At 41.5% G+C, this 21109-nt stretch carries 19 protein-coding genes; 15 read left to right on the top strand and 4 right to left on the bottom strand.

Translation table 11 applies throughout. The annotated features are described in order from the left end of the window. Positions 1-152: 152 nt before the first annotated feature. The 10 genes from BR06_RS0100435 (at position 153) to BR06_RS0100390 (ending at position 12550) form a co-directional block, all read left to right on the top strand. On the top strand, positions 153-1544 hold the full coding sequence (locus BR06_RS0100435) for an undecaprenyl-phosphate glucose phosphotransferase (protein WP_031479026.1): 1392 nt from the start codon (positions 153-155) through the stop codon (positions 1542-1544). A gap of 21 nt (positions 1545-1565) precedes the next feature. Beyond that, positions 1566-2087, top strand: a complete 522-nt coding sequence (cysC, locus tag BR06_RS0100430; RefSeq protein WP_031479024.1) for an adenylyl-sulfate kinase — start codon at positions 1566-1568, stop codon at positions 2085-2087. Between the two features lie 38 nt (positions 2088-2125). Next, positions 2126-2701, top strand: coding sequence for a polysaccharide biosynthesis/export family protein (locus BR06_RS0100425; RefSeq protein ID WP_031479022.1), 576 nt, complete (start codon positions 2126-2128; stop codon positions 2699-2701). Positions 2702-2766: 65 nt separating this feature from the next. After that, on the top strand, positions 2767-4461 hold the full coding sequence (locus BR06_RS0100420) for a porin family protein (RefSeq protein ID WP_031479021.1): 1695 nt from the start codon (positions 2767-2769) through the stop codon (positions 4459-4461). Positions 4462-4475: 14 nt separating this feature from the next. Next, positions 4476-6227, top strand: a complete 1752-nt coding sequence (locus BR06_RS0100415) for a GumC family protein (RefSeq protein ID WP_031479020.1) — start codon at positions 4476-4478, stop codon at positions 6225-6227. Positions 6228-6245: 18 nt separating this feature from the next. Next, positions 6246-7160, top strand: coding sequence for a polysaccharide biosynthesis tyrosine autokinase (locus BR06_RS0100410; protein ID WP_031479019.1), 915 nt, complete (start codon positions 6246-6248; stop codon positions 7158-7160). 11 nt (positions 7161-7171) lie between these two features. Then, positions 7172-8155 (top strand): ExeA family protein, encoded by a 984-nt coding sequence (locus BR06_RS0100405; RefSeq protein ID WP_031479018.1) that lies wholly within the window; start codon positions 7172-7174, stop codon positions 8153-8155. 14 nt (positions 8156-8169) lie between these two features. Further along, positions 8170-10101 carry a DUF4962 domain-containing protein gene (locus BR06_RS0100400; protein ID WP_031479015.1) on the top strand — a complete coding sequence of 644 codons (1932 nt, stop codon included), beginning with the start codon at positions 8170-8172 and terminating at the stop codon, positions 10099-10101. A gap of 30 nt (positions 10102-10131) precedes the next feature. After that, on the top strand, positions 10132-11103 hold the full coding sequence (locus tag BR06_RS0100395) for a sulfotransferase (RefSeq protein WP_084153988.1): 972 nt from the start codon (positions 10132-10134) through the stop codon (positions 11101-11103). After that, complete coding sequence (locus BR06_RS0100390) at positions 11096-12550, top strand: MATE family efflux transporter (RefSeq protein WP_031479011.1); 1455 nt, start codon at positions 11096-11098, stop codon at positions 12548-12550. The genes BR06_RS0100395 and BR06_RS0100390 overlap by 8 nt, the downstream gene beginning before the upstream one ends. Positions 12551-12721: 171 nt before the next feature. Here BR06_RS0100390 and wtpA read toward each other — a convergent pair whose 3' ends face one another. The 4 genes from wtpA to BR06_RS0100370 all read right to left on the bottom strand — a co-directional run bounded on the left by wtpA (position 12722) and on the right by BR06_RS0100370 (position 16222). After that, positions 12722-13696 carry a tungstate ABC transporter substrate-binding protein WtpA gene (wtpA, locus tag BR06_RS0100385; protein WP_031479009.1) on the bottom strand — a complete coding sequence of 325 codons (975 nt, stop codon included), beginning with the start codon at positions 13694-13696 and terminating at the stop codon, positions 12722-12724. 227 nt (positions 13697-13923) lie between these two features. Continuing rightward, the gene (locus BR06_RS0100380; protein WP_031479008.1) at positions 13924-14151 is read right to left on the bottom strand and encodes a hypothetical protein; all 228 of its coding nucleotides are present in this window, start codon (positions 14149-14151) and stop codon (positions 13924-13926) included. 493 nt (positions 14152-14644) lie between these two features. Beyond that, positions 14645-15529, bottom strand: coding sequence for a DMT family transporter (locus tag BR06_RS0100375; RefSeq protein WP_031479006.1), 885 nt, complete (start codon positions 15527-15529; stop codon positions 14645-14647). Between the two features lie 36 nt (positions 15530-15565). Next, positions 15566-16222, bottom strand: coding sequence for an LOG family protein (locus BR06_RS0100370; RefSeq protein ID WP_031479005.1), 657 nt, complete (start codon positions 16220-16222; stop codon positions 15566-15568). A 162-nt stretch (positions 16223-16384) separates the two neighbouring features. On the opposite strand from BR06_RS0100370, the gene BR06_RS0100365 reads away from it, so the two are divergent. The 5 genes from BR06_RS0100365 (at position 16385) to BR06_RS0100345 (ending at position 21092) form a co-directional block, all read left to right on the top strand. Continuing rightward, a complete protein-coding gene (locus BR06_RS0100365) occupies positions 16385-17992 on the top strand; it encodes an MBL fold metallo-hydrolase RNA specificity domain-containing protein (RefSeq protein ID WP_031479004.1) in 1608 nt (535 codons plus the stop codon). 4 nt (positions 17993-17996) lie between these two features. Beyond that, entirely contained in the window at positions 17997-18557 is a 561-nt protein-coding gene (rsmD, locus tag BR06_RS0100360) for a 16S rRNA (guanine(966)-N(2))-methyltransferase RsmD (protein ID WP_031479003.1), read from the top strand. Next, positions 18545-19048, top strand: coding sequence for a pantetheine-phosphate adenylyltransferase (gene coaD / locus BR06_RS0100355; protein WP_031479002.1), 504 nt, complete (start codon positions 18545-18547; stop codon positions 19046-19048). Before rsmD ends, coaD begins: the two co-directional genes overlap by 13 nt. Positions 19049-19051: 3 nt before the next feature. Then, positions 19052-19984 carry a tRNA (adenosine(37)-N6)-dimethylallyltransferase MiaA gene (miaA, locus tag BR06_RS0100350; RefSeq protein WP_031479001.1) on the top strand — a complete coding sequence of 311 codons (933 nt, stop codon included), beginning with the start codon at positions 19052-19054 and terminating at the stop codon, positions 19982-19984. Between the two features lie 76 nt (positions 19985-20060). Continuing rightward, positions 20061-21092, top strand: a complete 1032-nt coding sequence (locus tag BR06_RS0100345) for a hypothetical protein (protein ID WP_156952625.1) — start codon at positions 20061-20063, stop codon at positions 21090-21092. Positions 21093-21109 lie beyond the last annotated feature (17 nt).

The raw sequence follows: 21109 nt of genomic DNA, 5'->3' as shown, positions 1-21109 counted from the left end.
ATTTACGCCGTTTTCGGGGAGGTTGCATATTGCAGCCTCCCCTTTTTCTTTGGATATTATAATTGAATTTCTAGCGCATAATTGTGATGTCTTTTCTTTGCTGATTATTTAGGTTAAATTATTATATAAACTGTTTTTATTCAGGAGGGGGAATGAATATTAAATTCAGAATTCCTGCTGGTATGCTGGTCCCTGTTCACAGGATTATGGATGCTGCCCTAGGGGTGGGTATTCTGCTTTTGCTATATTCAAATTTCTGGCCTGAAGCTTTTGTGGGTAAATCTACTGAAATTGCTTTGCTTATAGTTGCAGCCAGCTCTTGTATTTTTATTAATTTTCATATGATCGGCGTATATAAAGACTGGGCAAGTTCTGACATTGTATCCGAGTGCAATCGTATTGTTATCGGTGTTTTTCTGGTTTTCGCAACAATGCTTATGCTTGGTTATTTCTTTAAAGTTTCTAGTATATATTCAAGGCGAGTCATATTGCTTTGGATAATTATATGGCCTTTGTTTTTATGTGCGGAGCGAGTATTTGTTAAGAAAATACTGTTTAGACTGCTTCTCGAACCCAGGGGATATAAGAGTGCTGTTATCGCCGGCAGTGGACCTATCTCCTCCTCTCTTGCCAAGTGGATTAAGGAGAACCCGTGGGCCGGAGTCCGTATAGAAGGATTTTTTGACAGCACCAGCTCTGTTTGTAATGGCTCTTTCCCTTGTCTAGGAGCGTTGAACGATCTCCCTCAGTTCGTTAAAGATAATAATATTCAAATAGTTTATCTAACGTTGCCCATGCGTGAAGAAATCCTCTTAAACCGGGTTCTTAGAGACCTTGAAGATTCTACTGCTCAAGTTTATTTTTTTCCTGACATGTCTATTTTTAAGCATTTAATGGGTGCTGATATTGCTCATGTTGCGGGGAAGACTGCAATTGTTATGCGTTCTTCGCCGTTCCAAGGGTTAAGTGGTTTTGTAAAGCGGTGTGAGGACTTAGTTTTAGGCTCGTTGATCCTGATGCTGATCAGTCCTGTGATGCTGGCAATCGCTATCGGTATAAAGCTCACATCGAAGGGGCCTGTCATTTTTAAGCAGTGGCGTTATGGTTTAGAAGGTGAACCCTTCAAAATATACAAGTTCCGCACAATGAAAGTCCTTGAAGATGGATATGATTTCATTCCAGCTACTGAGGGCGACCTTCGGATTACCTCTTTTGGCCTTTTTCTTCGGAAAAACAGTCTTGATGAACTACCTCAGTTTTTTAATGTGCTTGGAGGGAGTATGTCCGTTGTCGGACCCCGGCCTCATGCTGTTAAAATGAATGAGGAATATAGAAGTCACGTTCCGGGGTATATGCTTCGTCATATTTCAAAACCGGGCATTACCGGACTTGCGCAGATAAACGGATACAAGGGTGAAATTCATAATGACGAGGATATGAAGAAAAGAATTTCATGCGATATCCAGTATTTGCAAAATTGGTCTTTTTTTCTAGATATAGAGATTATTTTAAAAACAATGTTTAAGTTAGCGTGGCGCCAATAATTTTTATATTTTGGAGGGGTGATGAGTTTCACGTTATGGTTTACAGGTCTTTCAGGAGCTGGGAAAACGTCCTTATCTTCAAGGCTTTACGAAGAACTTCTTAAAAGAAGTATCCCTGCTGAACTGCTGGACGGTGATGTCATACGCAATAACTTTGCGCAGGATCTTACCTTTTCCAAAGAGCATCGTAATATTAATGTAAAGCGTATAGGTTTTCTTTCAAAATTACTAAATAAGCACGGAGTTGTTGCTATAGTTGCAATGATCTCTCCGTATGCAGAAGTAAGAGAGCAAAATCGGCAAACCATCGGAAAATATATTGAAGTGTTTGTTGACTGTCCTCTTGAAGTCCTTGAAACGAGAGACCCGAAAGGGCTTTACGCTAAAGCTAAAAAGGGAACCATAAAACATTTTACAGGTGTATCTGATCCATATGAAAGTCCGCAACATCCAGATGTTGTGGTTAATACGGATGTGCAGACTATTGAAGAATCTCTTTCGGTGATTTTAGAGCATCTCAAAGAAAAAAGTTTTATTGAATAATCTAATTTTTAATTCAGAAGTTCCTGTAAGGAGGGCTTGTGAGTATCTTTAAAAAAATTTGGCTTATATTATTGATGACTTCTTTTGTAATCGGGCAACAGTGTGCTTTTGCTCAGGATGGCGCTAAAGACGGCTATAGGCTCGGCCCTGAGGATATTGTCGAAATTTCTGTGTGGGGCGATAAAGAGCTTGTTCGCGAAGTTGTTGTGCGTCCTGATGGCGGCGTTTCTTTCCCGTTGGCAGGAGATCTTAAGGCTGGCGGATTGACTGTTGAGGAGCTCCGCAAAGAAGTTAAGAAACGCATAGTTGAGTTTGTTCCCGATGCTCCGGTAACTGTCATCCTTCGCAAGGTTGAGAGTCCGAAGGTTTACGTTATGGGCAAGGTTAATAACCCGAAAGTGCTGATTCTCGGTCAGGATATGACCGTTGTTCAAGCTCTTGCCATGTCAGGCGGACTTAGTCCCTTTGCATCTTCGGGAAATATCAAGGTTATAAGCAAACTTCCTGACGGAACTCAGACAGTTGTGACTTTTGACTATGATGCACTTGCTGATGGTGAAAATTTGGAGCAGAACGTGTCTCTTAAGCCCGGTGACACAGTAATTGTTCCTTAGTTTGTCTTTTTTCGAATGGGTTCTAAAGAGCTAATTTTCTCTGGTTTCTATCTGGTGGGGGAGAGATGTTAAATTTTGCTCTTAGAGTTATGCGTATACTGGTTTTCAGCGTTTTGCTGATTCCTGTATGCGGTGTGCTCGCTGAGCAGGAGGAATCGTCTTGGCGTGTCCGAATGCCTGTAATACAGCCTGTTGAAATTGTTGAGAAGCGGGCTAAACTTGTACAAGTTGCCGAGCTTGATAATCACGTTTCCGAACCGAAGCGTCCTGTTGCTAAAGTCGTGCTTCGTGCGGAATCTGTTGAAAATGTTGTTGACGAAGGGCCTGTTTATAAGGCTGTTTTTGATAAAGAAGCACCGCGTGAAACTGCTCTCACTGATGTTGAATCTTATTATGTTTTAGCCGAAGCGGATGTTGCAGATACCGATAATGTTAAAGCTCTGTCGACAGATTCAAATAATGCTGACCCAAATATCGCTAATGACGTAGAGGATGGGAGCGCACAGGGAACTTATGTTGCTGGAAGTGTTAATGATCCCCTTGCGGCATCTTCTGTTTCCATAATGCCGGATGGGAATGCGGCAGCTAAACAACAACGCGCGGCTCAAGATGTAAGTTTTTTCACTACGCCTAAGCGGGCGGCTGGTCTTTCTGGAACTGTGGTTAAGGCTAAACCTTCCATATCAGTGATAGAAACTTATGACAGTAATGTTGATTACAAAGATATTGAGGATTTAGTTACAGAAATTAAGCCTGCGCTTACTTTTGATGTTATCGGTCAGGATGGTAGTTTTAAATTCAGAGGTGATTTCATTTATCGCACATATCTTAACAATAAAGATCTGGATAGATATGACTATAACCTAAGTATGTCAGGGAAATACAAATTTAGCCCGAAAGTTGATGGCGAGGTCCGGCTTACGCATAACAGGCGCCACAATCTTGACCAGAACACATTTGAAGCTGGTGGTGTCACTCTTGACCCGACTATTATTCTCACTACCATCTTTAATCCTCAAATTAATTGGCGTGTGGGTGAGAGGGATAATATAAATTTTGCTCTTAATACAGATAAGACTGATTATGAGAGAGCAGTTGATTCCGATTACTTGAGTAATGTTTTAAGCGGGGTCTGGGGGCATGCGCTGCGCGACGAGCGTACAACTCTTTTTCTTGGCGCTATGAATACATATACTCATTTCAGTAGAGAGATAGATAGTTTACAGGGTGATCAGGTTTCTTTTCAAGGTGTTTTAGGAATAGATTATCAATTTACCTCCGCCCTGTCGTTGTCGTTTAAAGGGGGGCCCGGGGTAACGGTGTCTAACTACTCGAGTGATGAAACTACAGGTGATGACGTCGATTTATTATATCAGTTCCGCTTTGAGCTTGGCTACCGAGAACTTGAATTTTCAATAGTGCCCGCAATCGAAAGGATTGTCAGGCCTGGTCGATATGGCGAAAATGAAGTGCTGGATCAGGCAGAACTTTATTATCGTTATGAATTTTCGGAATATTTGACATATGACATGATCAATACATACTGGATGATTGAGTCTGAAGGGGTGCTTGCCGGACGTAAGCATAAGTCTTCAGGAATATTCACACAGTCTGTATTAAACTGGGTTTTTGAAGAAGACTGGAAAGCTTCTTTTGCTTTTAGTTACAATTATGGTCAAAATGAGATTTCGCATAAAACAAATGAAAGAGCTAAAACATGGGTTGGACTTACATATTCCTTCCCGACTGAGATAAATTAAGGGGTTTTTTCTAGATGCAACAAAGTTCAGATATTGCATATTATATTGATGTGTTGCAGCGCAGGAAATATCAGTTTCTTGTGCCGGCTGCTGTTGTGTTCTTTATGGTGGTTATTTTAGCCTTCATTTTAGCGCCGGTGTATAAATCTACTGCAACAATTTTGATCGAAGATCAGGATATTCCACAAGATCTGGTTCAGACTACAGTTACAGGGTTTGTAGAAGAGCGGTTGCAGTCCATTTCGCAGATTGTTTTGAGCCATGGTAATTTACTCAATATTATTAAAGAATTTGATCTCTATCCCGATTTGGTCGGTAAATATACTACAGAAGAAATAATCTTTAAGATGCGCGAAGACATCAGTCTTGAGCCTATTACTGCTGAAGTTACAAACCAGTATTCTGGTCGTCCATCCAGTGCAACTGTTGCTTTTACTTTGTCATATGAAGGACGCCGTCCGCAGAAAGTTGCGCAGGTAGCCAACATTCTGACCTCTTTATATTTGAAAGAAAACTTAAAAGAACGTGAAGAGAAAGCTTCGTCCACTTTTGATTTTCTTGAGCTTCAGCAGGCCGAATTACGTTCTGAAATTCTTGAACTTGAATCACGTATTGCGCAGTTTAAAGAAAGCCACGTTAATGAGTTACCAGAGCTTCTTGTTCATAATATGAACAGCATGGAAAGGTTGCAGCGTGAGATGGATAAGGTTCAGGAGCAAGTCGCCTCTCTTAAAAACCGTAAGGTGTATCTTGAAGGGCAGAGGGCAAGCATAGATCCGAATCTTCGAATAGTATCAAATGAAGGAACGCGTTACGCTACTTCTAAAGAAGAGCTTGAAAAACTGCGTAGAGAATTTCTTACACTTACCTCCAAATATTCTGATAGGCACCCTGATGTAGTCTCGTTTAAAAGGCAGATAGATGCTCTTGAAAAAGAGGTTGATGCTGTTGCTAATTTAGATGTTGTCCAGCACGAGATTGATTCTAAGGAACGTGAACTTTCTTTTTTAAGGAAGAAGTATTCTGCTAAGCATCCAGAAGTTGTGATGCTCAGAAAGCAGATTGACGCGCTGAATGAACGGCTGGAAGAAGAATCTATGCAGGAGAGGCTTTTTGAGTCAGCAGGAGATATACCTGATAATCCAGGATATATACAGATTGAAACCCAGATAGCGTCGACTGAACTTGAGATAGCTGAAGCTGAGCGGGTACATGCTGAACTTGGTAATAAATATGTGGGATATCAGAGCAGAGTTGTTAATACTCCTCAGGTTGAGCAGGGATATAAAGTTCTATTACGAGACTACGATAACGCCCAGAGAAAGTATCAGGAAACGAATACTAGACTGATGTCCGCTAGAGAAGCCAAGGGGCTTGAGCAGAGTCAGCTTGCGGAAAGGTTCACTTTAATTGATCCGCCGATAGTACCGGAAAAACCTATCAGGCCTAATCGGCTTGCTTTGGTTCTGGTTGGTTTTATTTTGTCAATTGGTGTTGGTATTGGGATCGGGACTTTTCTTGAATTTATGGATCGTTCTATCCGCCGCTCCGAGGATTTGTCCGATATTGTAAAGTGTCCGATTCTTGCGATAGTTCCTTACTGGGAAAGCGCCGCAGAAGCGAAGGCTATTGTGCGTAGGAAATGGTTTATTGTCATGGTAATTCTTTGCACTAGTGCTGTCGTAGTTGTGGGCATACACCTGTTTTATATGCCTCTCGATGTCATTGCTATAAAAGTTATGCGAAAAATAGTTTTGAATTTTTAATAGATATATGGAGTCATCATGAGCAAGCTGCTCAAGGCTGTTGAAAAAGCCAAACGAAACAAACGGGTAGAAGAAGAGAAAAGCTGGATTGTTAAAGGTGATTCTTATGATGAACCAGTTGAAGTGGAAGAATGCGTCGGTGAGAGCAGTGAGGAACCTGTATGTGAAACTGACATTCCTGCTGATAGTGAAGGGGCTTATTGCCGTGTAGGTGACGAGAGTAACGCTTGCATGGTTCCAAAAGCTTTCTTTAGAGACGACTTGGTTCTTGATGAGATGAGTCTTGCCAAAAACAGAATTTTGACCAAAAATAGCAGTCCCGTTTTTACCGATATCTATAATCTTCTCCGGACTCAGATTCTTCACCGGACAAAGAAAAAAGGGCATAATGTTCTTATGGTTACAAGTGCAATGCCGGGTGAAGGGAAAACCATCACCTCTATTAATCTTGCGATCAGTCTTGCCCGTGAAGTTGATCAGTTTGCACTTCTTGTTGATACTGATATGCGTAAACCTTCAATCCATAAGTATTTGGGAATTGAAGTAGAACGAGGTCTTACAGATTATCTTTTGCACAATGTGCCTGTTCCAGATCTTATGATTAAACCGGGTATCAATAAATTATCATTCCTTCCGGCTGGTGAACCTATTAGAGGTTCAACTGAAATACTTGGTTCTCCTAAACTTCAAGAGCTTATTATTGAAATGAAGGAACGTTATCCCGATCGCTATGTTATTTTTGATTGTCCTGATTTGTTGCACGCTCCTGATGCTCTGGTTTTTTCCAGCTATGTTGACGGCATAATATTAGTTGTTGAAGCAGGAAAAACATCGCGGGAACATGTTAAAAAAGCTATGAATCTTCTTGAAGGGCGCAATGTAGTCGGAGTTGTTTTGAACAAGACCGAAAAAGAAAGTCTTGATGCAGAGTAGGTGGCATTAAAATGTATCGTGAATTTTATGGTTTAAATGAAAAGCCTTTTAATATATTGCCTGATCCCGACTTTTTTTACTTAAGTCAGTGGCATCAGCAGGCCATTACTCATATTGAGTATGGCTTGATGAATGGTGACAGCCTTATTTTGCTGACAGGTGATGCCGGAACAGGCAAAACTTCCATTATTTACAAGCTTATTGTGGATAGGTGCGAAGACACAATTGTCGGCGTAATTTTTAATACTGCTGTGGCTGGTGATTCTATCGTGGAAATGGTGCTTACCGAGCTTGAAGGTGACGTGCCGGACAATCCCACTCCTGCGTCATGCATGGCTGCACTGCAAGATTACCTGCTTGAAGTCTTTTCTAAGGATGAGAAAAAAGTTTTACTGGTGCTTGATGAAGCTCAGAACTTAAGCGACGACGCTCTCGAGCAGGTTCGCATGATTTCAAATCTGCAGGTCGGCAAAGAAAATCTTATCTCGATATTGATGGTCGGACAGTCCGGTTTCCGTTCCCGTCTCAGAAGAGCGCGTTACAGCCAGATCGTACAGCGCATTGTTGTCAGCGCTCATCTTGGACGACTGCGTGAGCAGGAAGTTAATGATTATGTCTGCTACCGCCTACGCCAGGGGGGAGTTGATGACGCTTCAACTGTTTTCACTGATGGAGCTTTTAAGAAAATATTTGAATATTCATATGGCGTACCCCGCAATATAAATGTTGTTTGCGAAGGATCACTTATTTTCGGCTTTGCTGATGACATAAAGCCTATTACTGCAGAAATTGTAGAAAATTTTGCGAAAGAGCGCATTGAAGACGGGTTGCTTATTATGCCCGGAACAGTAGACACTTATGATAGCGATGTAACTGCTGAATATATTGAAGATATACAGAGAAGAGTTGCCAGTCTTGAAAAATCAATGGATATCGTAAAACGTACACTTGTTAGAATCATCAAGACTGTAAAGCGACTCACTTCTATTAAATAAAACAAGGAGGGAGTATGCGGCTTAGGTCTTCGATTATAGCCTTGTTCTGTTTTCTTGTTTTTAGCGCGATACCCGTTACGTGCGGAGCGGCTAACTATTCTGTTTTTAAAGAACGTCCCAGACTTTATTTCAATAAAGCTAAGCTGGAATCTCTTCGCAGTCTAAAAGGTGATCTCCCTTATTCCTCTTTTATTCGCAATGTAGCTGTCAGGGCTAGAGGGCTGGTGGGTAACCGTGTTCCTAACAATCTGGTTCGTTTTAATAGCAATACTTTAAGACGCCCTGCTGATGGTCTTGTTAATCTTGCATTCCATTATGTAATCACTGGCGATCGTAGTAGCCTTTTAACTGCACAGGATTTGCTCAGGGCGTTCTGTTCAGATGAAAAATGGGGCGATAATAATGATATCGGTGCGGCTCATTCGCTGTTCGCTGTCTCGCTTGCGTACGACTGGCTCTATGCAGACCTTTCTTCTGCTCTCCGCCTTATGGCGCGAGACGCAATTGGTTATCATGCCGAAATTTTTTATAATCATCTCAAGAAAAAAGATATCTGGTGGGCGCAGTCTCGCGGATTGTTACAAAACCACAATTACGTTAACACTGCCGCCTTGGCTGTTGCCGGAGTTGCTCTATATGGTCAGGATTCAAGGTCTGTTAAATGGCTTAATACTGCCGAAAAGAATTTCGATGTAGTCCTACCCTTGTTATCACCAGATGGATCATCACATGAGGGGGTAGGATATTGGAGCTATGGTACTTTATGGTTACTGAATTACTATATGGCGGTGGCTCCCGCACAAGGAATGGGAAAAGTTGAATCCAGCCCGTTCTTTAAGAATACCGCAAAATTTAGACTTTATGCCTCCTTGCCCGGATTCAAATATAATGTGGATTATGCCGATTCTCCGATGGTTGATTATAAAGGACCAGCCGTTATCTTGCGCTGTCTGGCATCTATTTTTAAAGACGGTCATGCACAGTGGCTTGCTACCAAAGTGGAAGGTCTTAAGCGCGGCAGATCCTCGCTTTGGCAGGATTTTGTATGGATTAGTCCAGATGTAAAACCGATTTCACCTGATGGTCTTCCTACTTTTGCGTGGTTCGATAATCTTGGGCTTTTGCTCTCACGTTCTTCATGGAAGGATGACGCCTCTCTGGCACTTTTCAAAGCAGGAGCTCCGCAAGGATTTTTAGCGCAGTCAAAAAACATCTACGCTGGTTCGCATATTCATCCAGACGAAGGTCATTACGGATTCTGGCTTGGCTGGAAGGGACTTGTCCTAGACGATGGTTATGTTTTGAAGAAATTTTCAATCAGCCATAATGTTTTGACATTTAATAAGATTGGTCAGTTGGGTGAAGGTGGAACGTGGTTTGAGCTTTTCGATTATAAAAAGGGCAGGGGTAAGACAATCCGCCCGAAGTTTAAGTCGGGAGATAAATTTCAAGCTGTAGAAGCTGAACTTTCGGGCTATTATCCTAAAAATGTCAGGCCTAAATCGTGGAAAAGGACTGTGATTGTTATTGGCGGAGCGGAGATGATTATCCGTGATAAGGTTGTGCCGTTCGGTAACTTTGAGGTGCGCTATCCCATTCACGTCACGAGAAAAGCTAGGAAATTCGGAGATGGTCTGTGCCTTGATTACGGCAAAGGGTATGCCCTTAATTTAGATAATGGCGGCGGAGATTTATCGTTTAAAAGGTTCTCCATTTTGACCAAGTCGATGGGTAAGGACATCCCACGTGGCGGGATGAACTACTTGAGCAAAATGAGTGGATCGGCCCCTTTTTCCATGCTCACAATCATAGGAAGGCCTGTGAATGGTTGCGCAGAAAACAAGATGGTGGAAGAGTATAATCGTGCCCAAGATACAGCTATCGTTGTTTTTAAATCCGGACGGTTCAAGATAAACTTTTCTTCTTTGACTGTTGATGAAATTTAACGTGGTATATTTAGCCTTAGCGAGTGAACTTTGAAATATGCATTTTTAATATACGACAGCAGGTCTGGGTCGACCTTACTTTCATCTTTGCTAAATTCTTATTCCGGTGTTCTTGTAACTCAGGAAAGTGGATTCATGTCGCTTATTCTTGAAAATTTCGAAGATGAAAAAGCGCTCACCGTGGACGAAATTTTGCAGACAGTTTATTCAGAACCACAGTTTTGCGAGTGGGGTGTTTCTCGGGAAAGCCTCCGCGCACGTTTGGATGATCTGGAATCATTAAGTTATAGGTCTGTGTTCGATTCCATAATTTCTGGATATTTGAAAGTGAGGGGAGAAATTTCACCTGAGCTTGTGGTTGTTAAAGGTCCTAGATTAGATATTCATTTAAAGAGCTTGATTTCCATATATGAAACTCCATATTTTATTAATTTGATACGAGATGGGCGCGCTGTTTATAATTCCAAGCTTGATATGGTTTCTGTGACTGGAATGAAAATGTCCAATAATATTTTTCAGGCGAGCCTTGATTGGAAAAAGAAATTCAGAAGGCTTGCAGACCAGCCCTTAATTACCATTCGGTTTGAAGATCTGGTCGTGAATACTGCTCAAATTATCGATCAACTATTTGATGTTATCGGGATAAGTACTGGTGGTAGAGAGATTACAGGCGGTCAGCAGGACTATCATAAATTGATAGGTAAAAAGCAGATCCACCTTCATACCAATGTAAAAAGCGCGCCGGACAAATCCATTACCGTAAAATGGATGAATTCCCTAAGTGACGAAGAAATCTGGGTCTATGAGCAGATTTGCCGCAAAGATTTGGTAGAAAATGGTTACGAACTGGTGAGTAACAAGGATGTCATCCGGAGTAGTGTTCTCTGTTTGCTCGTCAGGCATGCTGCTCATTGGATTTGGTTGAAAGCGAGAAATATTTTTTATTATACTTTTGTTGATCGCAGTTTGATTCAAAAAATTAAAGGCAAAAGATTTGAATAACAATCACTCAAATCTGACCAAGATAATAGTGGTTTTCCTCGCTAAGGCAATGAAAGGTGTCGGGGCGTTGCTTTTGACTTACGTTCTGGCAAAAAAGTACGGAGCTTATGGTTCTGGGCTATTCTTTATTTCATATACGTTTGCATTTCTGTGTGCACAATTTGCACAACTTGGAATAGGTAACTCATGTTTGAAATATGCTCCCGTTCTCAAAAATGATGACCCGCAAAATCTGTCTTTTTTGTGGACAGCTTCACAGGCTATAGTTGGGACTTTCGCCGGACTGTTTCTGATTGTTATTTTCTTTAGTTCAAGTTTTATATCCAATCTTGTTTTTAAAACTCCTGATAATTACCAATATATCCTCTGTGCTTCTCCAGTCATTCTGTTTTGGTCGTTGGCAAAGATTAATATCTATTTTCGGCAAAGTCTTGGAGACATGTCCGGTATAACTTTAGTTGAAAATTTAATGCTACCCCTCGGAATGCTTCTTATTGCAGGAGCTTCATACGTGGTGGATATTAGCGTTCTTAACTTTATTTCGGCTGTATCCGTCCTTTTCTTTATATCTTTTGCATATTCATTTTATTCGACTAAAAAAACATATTCATTGAAGTTTAACCTGTCTTTCACAGGGCCGGTGACAGTAAAGGATATGCTCGTTTACTCGGTTCCTCTGCTCATAATTGCTTTTTCGCAAAATTCTCTGATGTGGATAAACACGCTCATCCTTGGGGGCATAGGTTCTGTTGTGGATTCAGCTGTGTATGTGGCGGCCATGAAGGTAGCCATGTCCATTTCTATTTTACTCTATACTTTCAACAGCGTTTACGCTCCGCAAATTTCTTCCGCCTATGCAAAAAAAGATTTTGAATCCATCAAGAATCTGTATGGCGATGTTACCCATTCGCTATCGTTTTTTTCATTTCTATTTCTGGCAGGTGTCGCACTCTATTCTGATTACATAATGGCGGCATTTGGAGTTGAATATCTGGTAGGAACGAATTGTCTGCTGTTTCTGTTACTAGGCCAGATTTTTAATTGTTATACTGGGCCGGTGGGTTACATTTTAATTCTTTCGGGGCAGTCTAAACTAGAAGTTATTAATACCGTAGCTGGCTTATGTTTGAACGCGGCATTGTGTTTTATATTTTACCGCAGCTTTGGCGTGAGCGGGGCAGGTCTTGCGTTTTGCGTATCTAATGCGCTCATAAACCTTCTTCGATACTTCCAGTGCAGGCATCTCTTTGGCCTTAGGTGGCTTGGCAAGGTTCAGGCTGGGTTTATCGGGCTACAAGGGCTTCTTGCAATATCCTTTGTGATAATGAACGCTTTTGATTTTAACCGTGAACTTATAGCGGTTGCACTTGGTTCTACCTATTTGCTGGTTAACGTTCGAACCATCAAGAAGCTTTGGACCAATCTCAAAGTGACCCATGCAGTTTAGCTTCGCACTACTCTTACTTTGATTAAGACAAAAGCCGGATGGTATAATTACCACCCGGCTTTCTCTTTGTAATACTTTTAATACTAGTTTTTATATTGCGAAGGGCGGTTGTCAGAGACGTGGCCCAAATGTGTTAGGTATAAATAACTAGCGTTTCTTTTGCATGGATGGCTATTTTACTTCAACCAATTTCTGCAAAGATTTAGGCATAGACTTTAGCATTGCTTTCTCAGGAATGATTGCTGGAACGAAAGGTGGCTGACCCATGTCTTTCAAGATTTTAAGGCCGCCCTCTGGGGACAACATGTAATCCAGAAATGCGGTTGCCGCTGCTTTGTTTGGTGCATCTTTTAACTGAGTGATGCCATAGGTGATTGATTTACCTTTACGCACAATGGTTGTTCCTGGTTTTTTACCAGTTACGGTTACTTTAGCTTGAGCGTAGAATTTGTTATATTTGTAGTCTGAAAGATTGATATGTTTGTCTAGTTTCACGTATTTCAGATCATGCTGTACAGCTACAGAAAGGTATTCCCATGCGTAATCCATCTTTCCGTCTTTTAGCATTTTGATAAGTTCAACTGCTTTTGGACGAACCCATTCATCTTTACGGATAGAAATAAGCTTTTCGTAGAGGTCAGGCTGATTGTAGAATTTGGAAGCAAGCTGAAGAACCATGACACTTCTGTAACCGCATGGATCTAGATTTGGGTCTGAATGTCCCCATACTACACCTGGTCTCTGGAGGACGTTCATCCAGTTGTCAGCATTAATATCAGATGCGAATTTACTTTTGTCTGTATAGCAAAGAACTAACTGGTTGGTTGCAAAGCGGATATTGAAATCGGCAAACTCGGGAATAAGGTTTTTATCAATTACAACATAATCTGCTGAGGCCATGATATCAGCTTTTTGACCTTTATCAGATATAAGACGGGCCATTTTAGTAGAACCGCCAGCTGTCCTTTTAATATCAACGCCCGGATGCATCGCTTCGAAGTTTTTTTCCATTTCTGCCATAGGAACCGTTAAGCTTCCAGCATGAAAAATAACTAAATCACCGCTCATTTTCTCAGCTGCAAAAGATGGTGCTGCTACAAGAATCGAGATCATCAGTAATGCTCCATTCAATATTAATTTACGCATCATTTTCTCCTTCATATATGGTTAAAGAAACATAATAAGTTCAATAACCGTATAAAGTAGAGGTGAATTGGCGTCAACTAGTATTGAATGGTTACGAAATGGCACAAAAGTTTCTTGTGTAAGCTGGCTTGATGATAGCACTTCAACAAAAGTCCAAAAAAAAGCAACAGTATACTGTTGCACTAAAGAACGAAACTAATTTTGATTTGATTCAATAAAATTATTAACTAGTGCGAAATTTCATCCGTTTTATTTAGTACTTTACTGGTTTTAGCGACCAAGTTGGTTACCGTTACCCTATTGTAAAATAGGTCTTCAGGGTTAGCTTTTGAAAAAAGTTCTTTTAGTAGAACATTAAGGAACAAACTTTTATTAACATCTAGTTTCTTACAGGCATGCTCTATTTGTTCAATTATTTCGGGGTGTAAGTAAGCGTCTGAAAGTGATTTATGCATATTTCTCCAAGTATTTTTAATACTCATTTTTGTAACTGGTTTTCGGATAATTATTAATCTTTCATTCCAATTACCTGTTTAGATATTTTAAATATAATACTTTAATTGTAAAAAGTATAGGGGGTATCGCAATATTAACGCTTATGTTTCATAATAAACGGAATCTTAAAATATGAGATCGAATATATGTGCAATGTTGAAATACTCTATTTGCACATAAGTGCAGGGTGTTTGTGCATTTATATGTGCACTAATAAGTGCACGTCTTAATGTTTTTTTTGTAAGTATATGTAATTATAGAGAATAATGTTTTGGCACGCTTGATGCTATATGCTTATTAACCTGAGCGAGACAGCCTGCAACCCCCAAAGTCGTCTGTCTTAAGCTCGAAAAAAATATACAGTCTTCATTCCTTCTCATTACTCCTTAAGCACGTAAGGCCGGGATCCCTCCATCCCGGCCTTTCGTGCGTCTAGTGCTTTTTGCAGAAGGTTTATTTTTTCCCAGTTTGCTGAACAATATTACCGCCAACTATAAATAGAAGGCCGAACATTGTTGACGGTAGAATCTCTTCGCCTAAGATAAAATGAATGAGTATTAATGACAGGAATGGGGATAGGAAAATTAAATTGCTGATTTTGGCTGTCTTTTCAGTCAATTTTAAAGCTTTGAGCCATAGTACAAAGGTTATCCCCATTTCAAATAGGCCGACATATGCGGCTGATAGAACTGCGGGCAGCTCTGTTGGTGGTGGCCCGGAAAAGATTAGCATTACGGCTGTAACAAGAGGCAGGCCTAGGCAAAAATTTAGGAATAGTCCAATCAGCGGATCGGCTTTACTTTTGGTGCTGTAAATCCAGTACAATGCCCAGATTATGGTGCTGAAAAGAGCTAAGAATACTCCGAGGCCGCTACTGAATTGGATATCGAGCAGGTTGCCGTGAGTAGAGATTACAACCACGCCTAGGTAGCTGATAAATATTGCAATAAGTTCGCGTGCGTTAAGCTTTTGCCCAAGAAGCGGGATAGAAAGTAAAGAGAGAGTAATTGCCCATGTATAATTCAGTGGCTGTGCTTCCTGAGCTGGAAGCAGGTCGTATGCTTTGAACAGTACTATATAGTATAGGAAGGGATTTAAAATTCCGGGCAGACCGCATTTGAGTATTTGGCGCATACTCATTTTTGCAATCTGCCCGGCTTTATTTTGTGCTATTAATATACCTAAGAGAGTCAGTGTGGAAAATACCACTGCGTAAAATAGTAATTGCAACGGGTCCATGTAGGATAGTGCAATTTTAAACGCGGAGGCAACTGTAGACCAGATTAATACTGCGGAAAATCCGTAGATGTATGCTTTTTTCTGATCAGTAGATTGCAATTGGTACTCGTTTCCTGCTGACAGGAATATGATTTGCTAGATGATTACGTGCTTTTTAATATGAGCAACGGCTTCTTCTGGAGAATCGGTGACGATGAAAAGATCTAGATCCTCTTCATTACAGAATCCGTCAGCGACCAAACGAGTTTTAAACCATTCAACCAATCCGCCCCAGAATTCTGTTCCCATAAGGATGATAGGGAAAGGCTTGATACGTTTAGTTTGAATAAGAACCAGCGCTTCGCTTAATTCATCAAGGGTGCCGTATCCGCCAGGCATTGCGATGTAAGCCATAGCATACTTAATGAACATAACTTTGCGAATGAAAAAGTAATTGTAGTCACTCTTAATAGATAGGTACGGATTGGAATGCTGCTCAAAAGGTAGATGGATGTGCAGCCCGATGGACTCTCCGCCAGCTTCAAAACAACCTTTATTTCCAGCTTCCATTAAACCGGGGCCGCCGCCTGTGATTACGGAATACCCAGCTTGGCTTAGTAGCTTGGACAAGTGGTCAGTCTGAGCATACAATGGGTGATCACGAGCAACACGGGCAGAACCGAACATAGAAACTGCAGGGCCTATTTCGCTCATGGTTTCGAAACCGTCAACGATTTCAGCCATTATTTTAAAGAGTCTCCAGGATTCCTGCATGGAGAGATCATCAATTACGTATTGTCTTGATTTGTGCATGTCGCCCTCATAAAGTAGTTATAAATATAGGCAGACTATTGTGAACAGTTGCCTGAAATCCATTATTGGTGCATGTAACAGTGCATACGAATTACCAAAAAAAGAATTATAATGATAGTGCGAAAAGCTTAGAATTAACGGTGAATTTCATACGGAGGTCTGATGAAGATTACTTTTATGGGTGCTGCTAAAACAGTTACCGGCTCTTGTTATATTGTTGAGACAGAGAATGCCAGATTTGCCGTTGATTGCGGATTGCATCAAGGTAACGCTGAGATTGAAAAGCGCAACCGCTCAATAGCTGATTATAAGCCTAAAGAGCTAGATTTTATATTAATTACTCATGCCCATATCGATCATACCGGGCTTTTGCCCGCGGCTGTAAGAGCCGGATTTGACGGGCCTATATACATGACTCAGCCGACGCGCGATCTGCTTGAAATTATGCTGCTGGACAGCGCGCATATTCAGGAGATGGAAGCAGAGTGGGCAAATAGAAAAAGACTTCGCAAAGGGATAGCTCTCATAAATCCTCTTTATCAGCAGAAAGATGCTATTGCTACAACTCCGTTAATGCGGACTGTGCAGTATGGAGAACATTTTGAGCCAGCTGAAGGGGTCACAGTTAGCTATAAAGATGCCGGACATATTTTAGGCTCTGCATTTATCGAACTTTGGTCAAAAGAGGGAAAGGATACAACTAAAGTAGTCTTTTCTGGTGATCTTGGTCATAAAGACCAGCTTATTGTGCGTAATCCGTCAATTGTTGAAAAAGCGGATTATCTTTTGATGGAATCGACTTATGGAGATCGCAATCATAAGGATTCTTCGAATAGCTTGGATGAGTTGGCTGAGGCCATTAAATGGAGCTATTCACACGGTGAAAAGGTTGTAATTCCGGCTTTTGCGGTCGAACGTTCACAGCAATTGATTTACTCGCTTTTCATCTTGTATAAGGAAGGAAGACTTCCCAAAGACATGCCTGTTTACCTTGATAGTCCTCTTGCTATCAGGGCTACTGAAATTTTTAGAAACCACCCAGAGTTTTTTGATCTTGATACGAAAGAACTTATGGAGAACGGTGAAAACCCACTGTCCTTGCCGAATTTGAAATTCACTCTTGATACTGAATCTTCACAGGCCATCAATAATACATCTGGTCCTGCGGTTGTTATTTCTGCAAGCGGCATGGCTAATGCCGGTCGTATTAAACATCACCTCAGACATAATATTTGGAAAAAGGGCGCTAGTGTCGTTTTTGTCGGTTATCAAGGGGTTGGTAGTCCGGGACGTAGAGTTGTTAATGGTGCAGAAGATATAACTATATTCGGTGAAAAACTTAAGATTGAAGCCAAAATATTTACCATCAATGGATTCTCCGGTCATGCTGGTCAGGATGAAATGATCGACTGGCTTAAGCATTTCGATAGTCCGTCCATGAAAGTTATTTTGACTCACGGTGAGCCGAAAGGGCAAAAAGTCCTTTCCGCAAGAATTAAGCAAGAACTTGGATTTAAGGTTCATATTGCTGACTATCGTGAAGAGCTAATGCTTACTCCTCTTGGAGATATGGAACCTATTCTCAAGGGTAAAGCAATTCAGCCGGAAGTTGACTGGGAATTTTTGCTTAAAGATTCAGAAGGCTTGTTTACAGAGTTCAGAAAGCGCCTTGATAGAGTTAAGTCGCATTCATTCCTCAGCCAGACTGAGGTTAGAGATAAACTTCTTGATATTAACCGTCAGGTTATTGAACTGATATCGGAACTATAGATTCATGAGAGTTACAAGTGGTAAATATGGCGGACGGGTACTAAAAACCACCAGTGGGCCAGGATATCGTCCGGCTACATCCAAGGTGCGGCAGGCTGTTTTTTCTATGCTCGAATCTCGCGGCATTGATTGGGATGGCTTACGCGTGGCAGATATGTTCGCCGGAAGCGGCAGCTTGGCAATTGAAGCACTCAGCCGAGGGGCTGCATATGCATGTTTTGTTGAGAAAAACGCAAGGGCCGCATCTCTTATCAAGACTAATTTAAAAGATCTTGGCGTCGATGGATCAGAATACAAGGTTTACTCAGCGGACTTGTTTAAAGTGTTATTAAGACCGCCTCCAAAACCTTATGAACTTATTTTTATCGATCCCCCTTATAGATTTGATCTTTTACCGAAAGCTCTTGATTGCGCTTTGAAAAACGGCTGGTTGGCTGAAGATGGATTTTTACTCGCAGAAGTTGAAGAGTTGGTAGATCCACCGCAGTCAGAATTTACAGAGCAGCTGACACTTCTAGTGAACAAGCTTTACGGTCAGACAAGGATATTATTATGGCAGAAGTAAAACAACTTACAGCAGTATTTCCGGGAACATTTGATCCCTTCACTCGCGGACATTTCAGCCTTGTTATGCGCGGTCTTAAGACCTTTCATAAGGTAATTGTCGCAGTGGCGGGCAGCACTTCAAAGAATTGCTGCTTCTCACTTGATGAACGTGTGGATATGGTTAAACGCATTTTTGAAAATGAACCTCGTGTCCATGTAGAGCCGTTTAGCGGACTGCTTGTCCATTATGTGGAGCAAAGTCCTGCTAATGTAATTATGCGTGGGCTTCGCGCTGTTTCAGATTTCGAATATGAATTTCAGATGGCTCTTATGAATCGCCGCCTTGATAATGACATCCAGACTGTTTTCCTTATGACTGATTACAAATGGATGTATTTAAGCTCATCTATTATAAAAGATGTTGCGGTAAATGGCGGAGATATAAAAGGTTTGATTCCAAAACAGATCTACGATGAAGTTATGGTCAGACTTGCTCCGGTAGGTAAATAAGATATGTCTCAGCGCAGACCAGTAATCTGTATTCTCGGCCCTACGGGAGCTGGAAAGACTGCTGCATCGCTTGGCTTGGCGGAACGTTTCCCTGCGCGAGTTCTCAATTTTGATTCGCGGCAGGTTTATAAGGACTTTCCGATTATCACAGCTCAGCCTAGTCCTGCGGAGCAGGCTGTCTGTCCGCACGAATTGTATGGGTTTTTGCCGACTACCGAAACGACAACTGTTGCTGACTTTGTAGATATGGCAAATGAGAAGATTGACCAAACCCCTTCAGGTGAGTTGCCGATACTTGTTGGCGGCACTGGTATGTATTTAAAGGCTTTAACTTCCGGACTTGCTCCAATACCGGATATCCCTGAAGAGATCCGTGCCCGTATACGGCAGAGAGTTGAGGAAGAAGGATCTGCCGCTTTATTTGCAGATCTTGAGAGAGTTGATCCTGAGTACGCCAAGAAGACTCACCCGAATAATAAACAGCGAAACGGCCGTGCGCTGGAAGTTTATGAAGGGACAGGTAAAAATTTTACATGGTGGCATAATAGAGAAGTTCCGCCTTCCCCATACGTCTTTTTGAAAATTGGGATAAAGCTGGATTTGGATGTACTGACGCCGCTACTGAACAAGCGCATTGATATAATGCTTAAAAATGGTGCAATCGATGAGGCTCGCCGTGCGTGGGAAATATGCCCAGACGAAAGTGCGCCGGGCTGGACAGGCATCGGATGTAGTGAATTATTATCATTTATTAAGGGTGATATTGATATTGATGAAGCTAAATTGATTTGGGCCAAAAATACCAGAGCTTATGCAAAACGACAGCTTACATGGTTTAATCGTGAGAAAGACATACACTGGTTTTCTCCCGATGAACCCAGCAAAACCGTAGAGTTTGCGGCTTCGTGGCTTGCGCAAAATAAGAAGGAAGGATAAGCCTCCTTTTGTAAATGGCATTTAGTTGTATTCAATGGATGTAGCGGCTTGCCGCAATATAAAAATGGAAAGAACAATGAGATTATATTCATTTTTGGTGTTTTTGCTGCTTCTTGCAATACCTACTTTTGCCTGTGCGGATAGCTCAAGCAGTGGGTATATCTCTGAGCAGGATGGTATTTCTATTAACTGGGGATCTGGTTTGATTTCCTCTTCATCTGAAATTTTGCCCATGCAGGACACCATCGACCCCCAGAGGACTAAAGCACTGGCTGTTCGTCAGAGTGGTATAAAAGCCCGTAAAGCTCTTCTTGATTCTATTTTAAACTTACGTCTTAACAGTAAAGATATAGTTTATGATGCTTTTAAAGATGAGATGAAGGGATCTGCTCTTCTTCGAGGATTTGTGCAGAATTCACTGCTGAGTACTCAGGACACAGCCGACGGAATGGTAAAAGTTATAGCTTCTACTCATATTCGCGGAGAGCTTTCGTCCATAATTATTCCAGCGACACTACCGTTTCTTTCAGGAATTCCACCAACCTTATCGGATAGCAGAGAGAATGATAATTCTCTGAATTCCAATGGTGAGGAAGCAGTTGCTGTCAGCGCATCTTCTTATACTGGAATTGTTGTAGATGCGCGTGGAATGGATATAGCTCCAGTCTTGCTACCTGTTATTTATGATGGAAAAGGCATTGGAGTGTATGGTCCATTTGTAGTGAGCAGGGAGGCCGTTCTAAAAAACGGTTTGGTAGCTTTTGTTACAGATACTCCTTTTAGCCGCTTACGTGAACGTGTCGGTAACACTCCGCTGGTTGTGAAGCCTGTAAGCACCCATGGAACTGTTCGGGGAAATGTTATTTTGTCTCTTGCCGATGCTGCAAGGGCTAGATCTGTTTTGAAGCGAAAATCCGTTACCGACAATTGTTCAGTTGTTATAATGATGGATGCTCCAAAAGTTGAAGTCGTTACCCCTGATGTTGTTATCGGTGGAGCTGTCAGCGCAGGTTCGGTCCAGGGGGGGCAAGGCTCTTCTGTGAATGATTCAGGATTGCAGGAAGATTCAATAGTAGATGAAGGCACTTCACCTGCCTCGCAACAGTAATTTCCAGATCGGAGTAA

Origin of the sequence: Maridesulfovibrio frigidus DSM 17176, from assembly GCF_000711735.1 — a bacterium.
In the GTDB taxonomy this organism is placed as follows: Bacteria; Desulfobacterota; Desulfovibrionia; order Desulfovibrionales; family Desulfovibrionaceae; genus Maridesulfovibrio; species Maridesulfovibrio frigidus.
The sequence above is the reverse complement of the archived record's forward strand: the minus strand, read 5'-3'. Positions and strand labels throughout refer to the sequence as shown.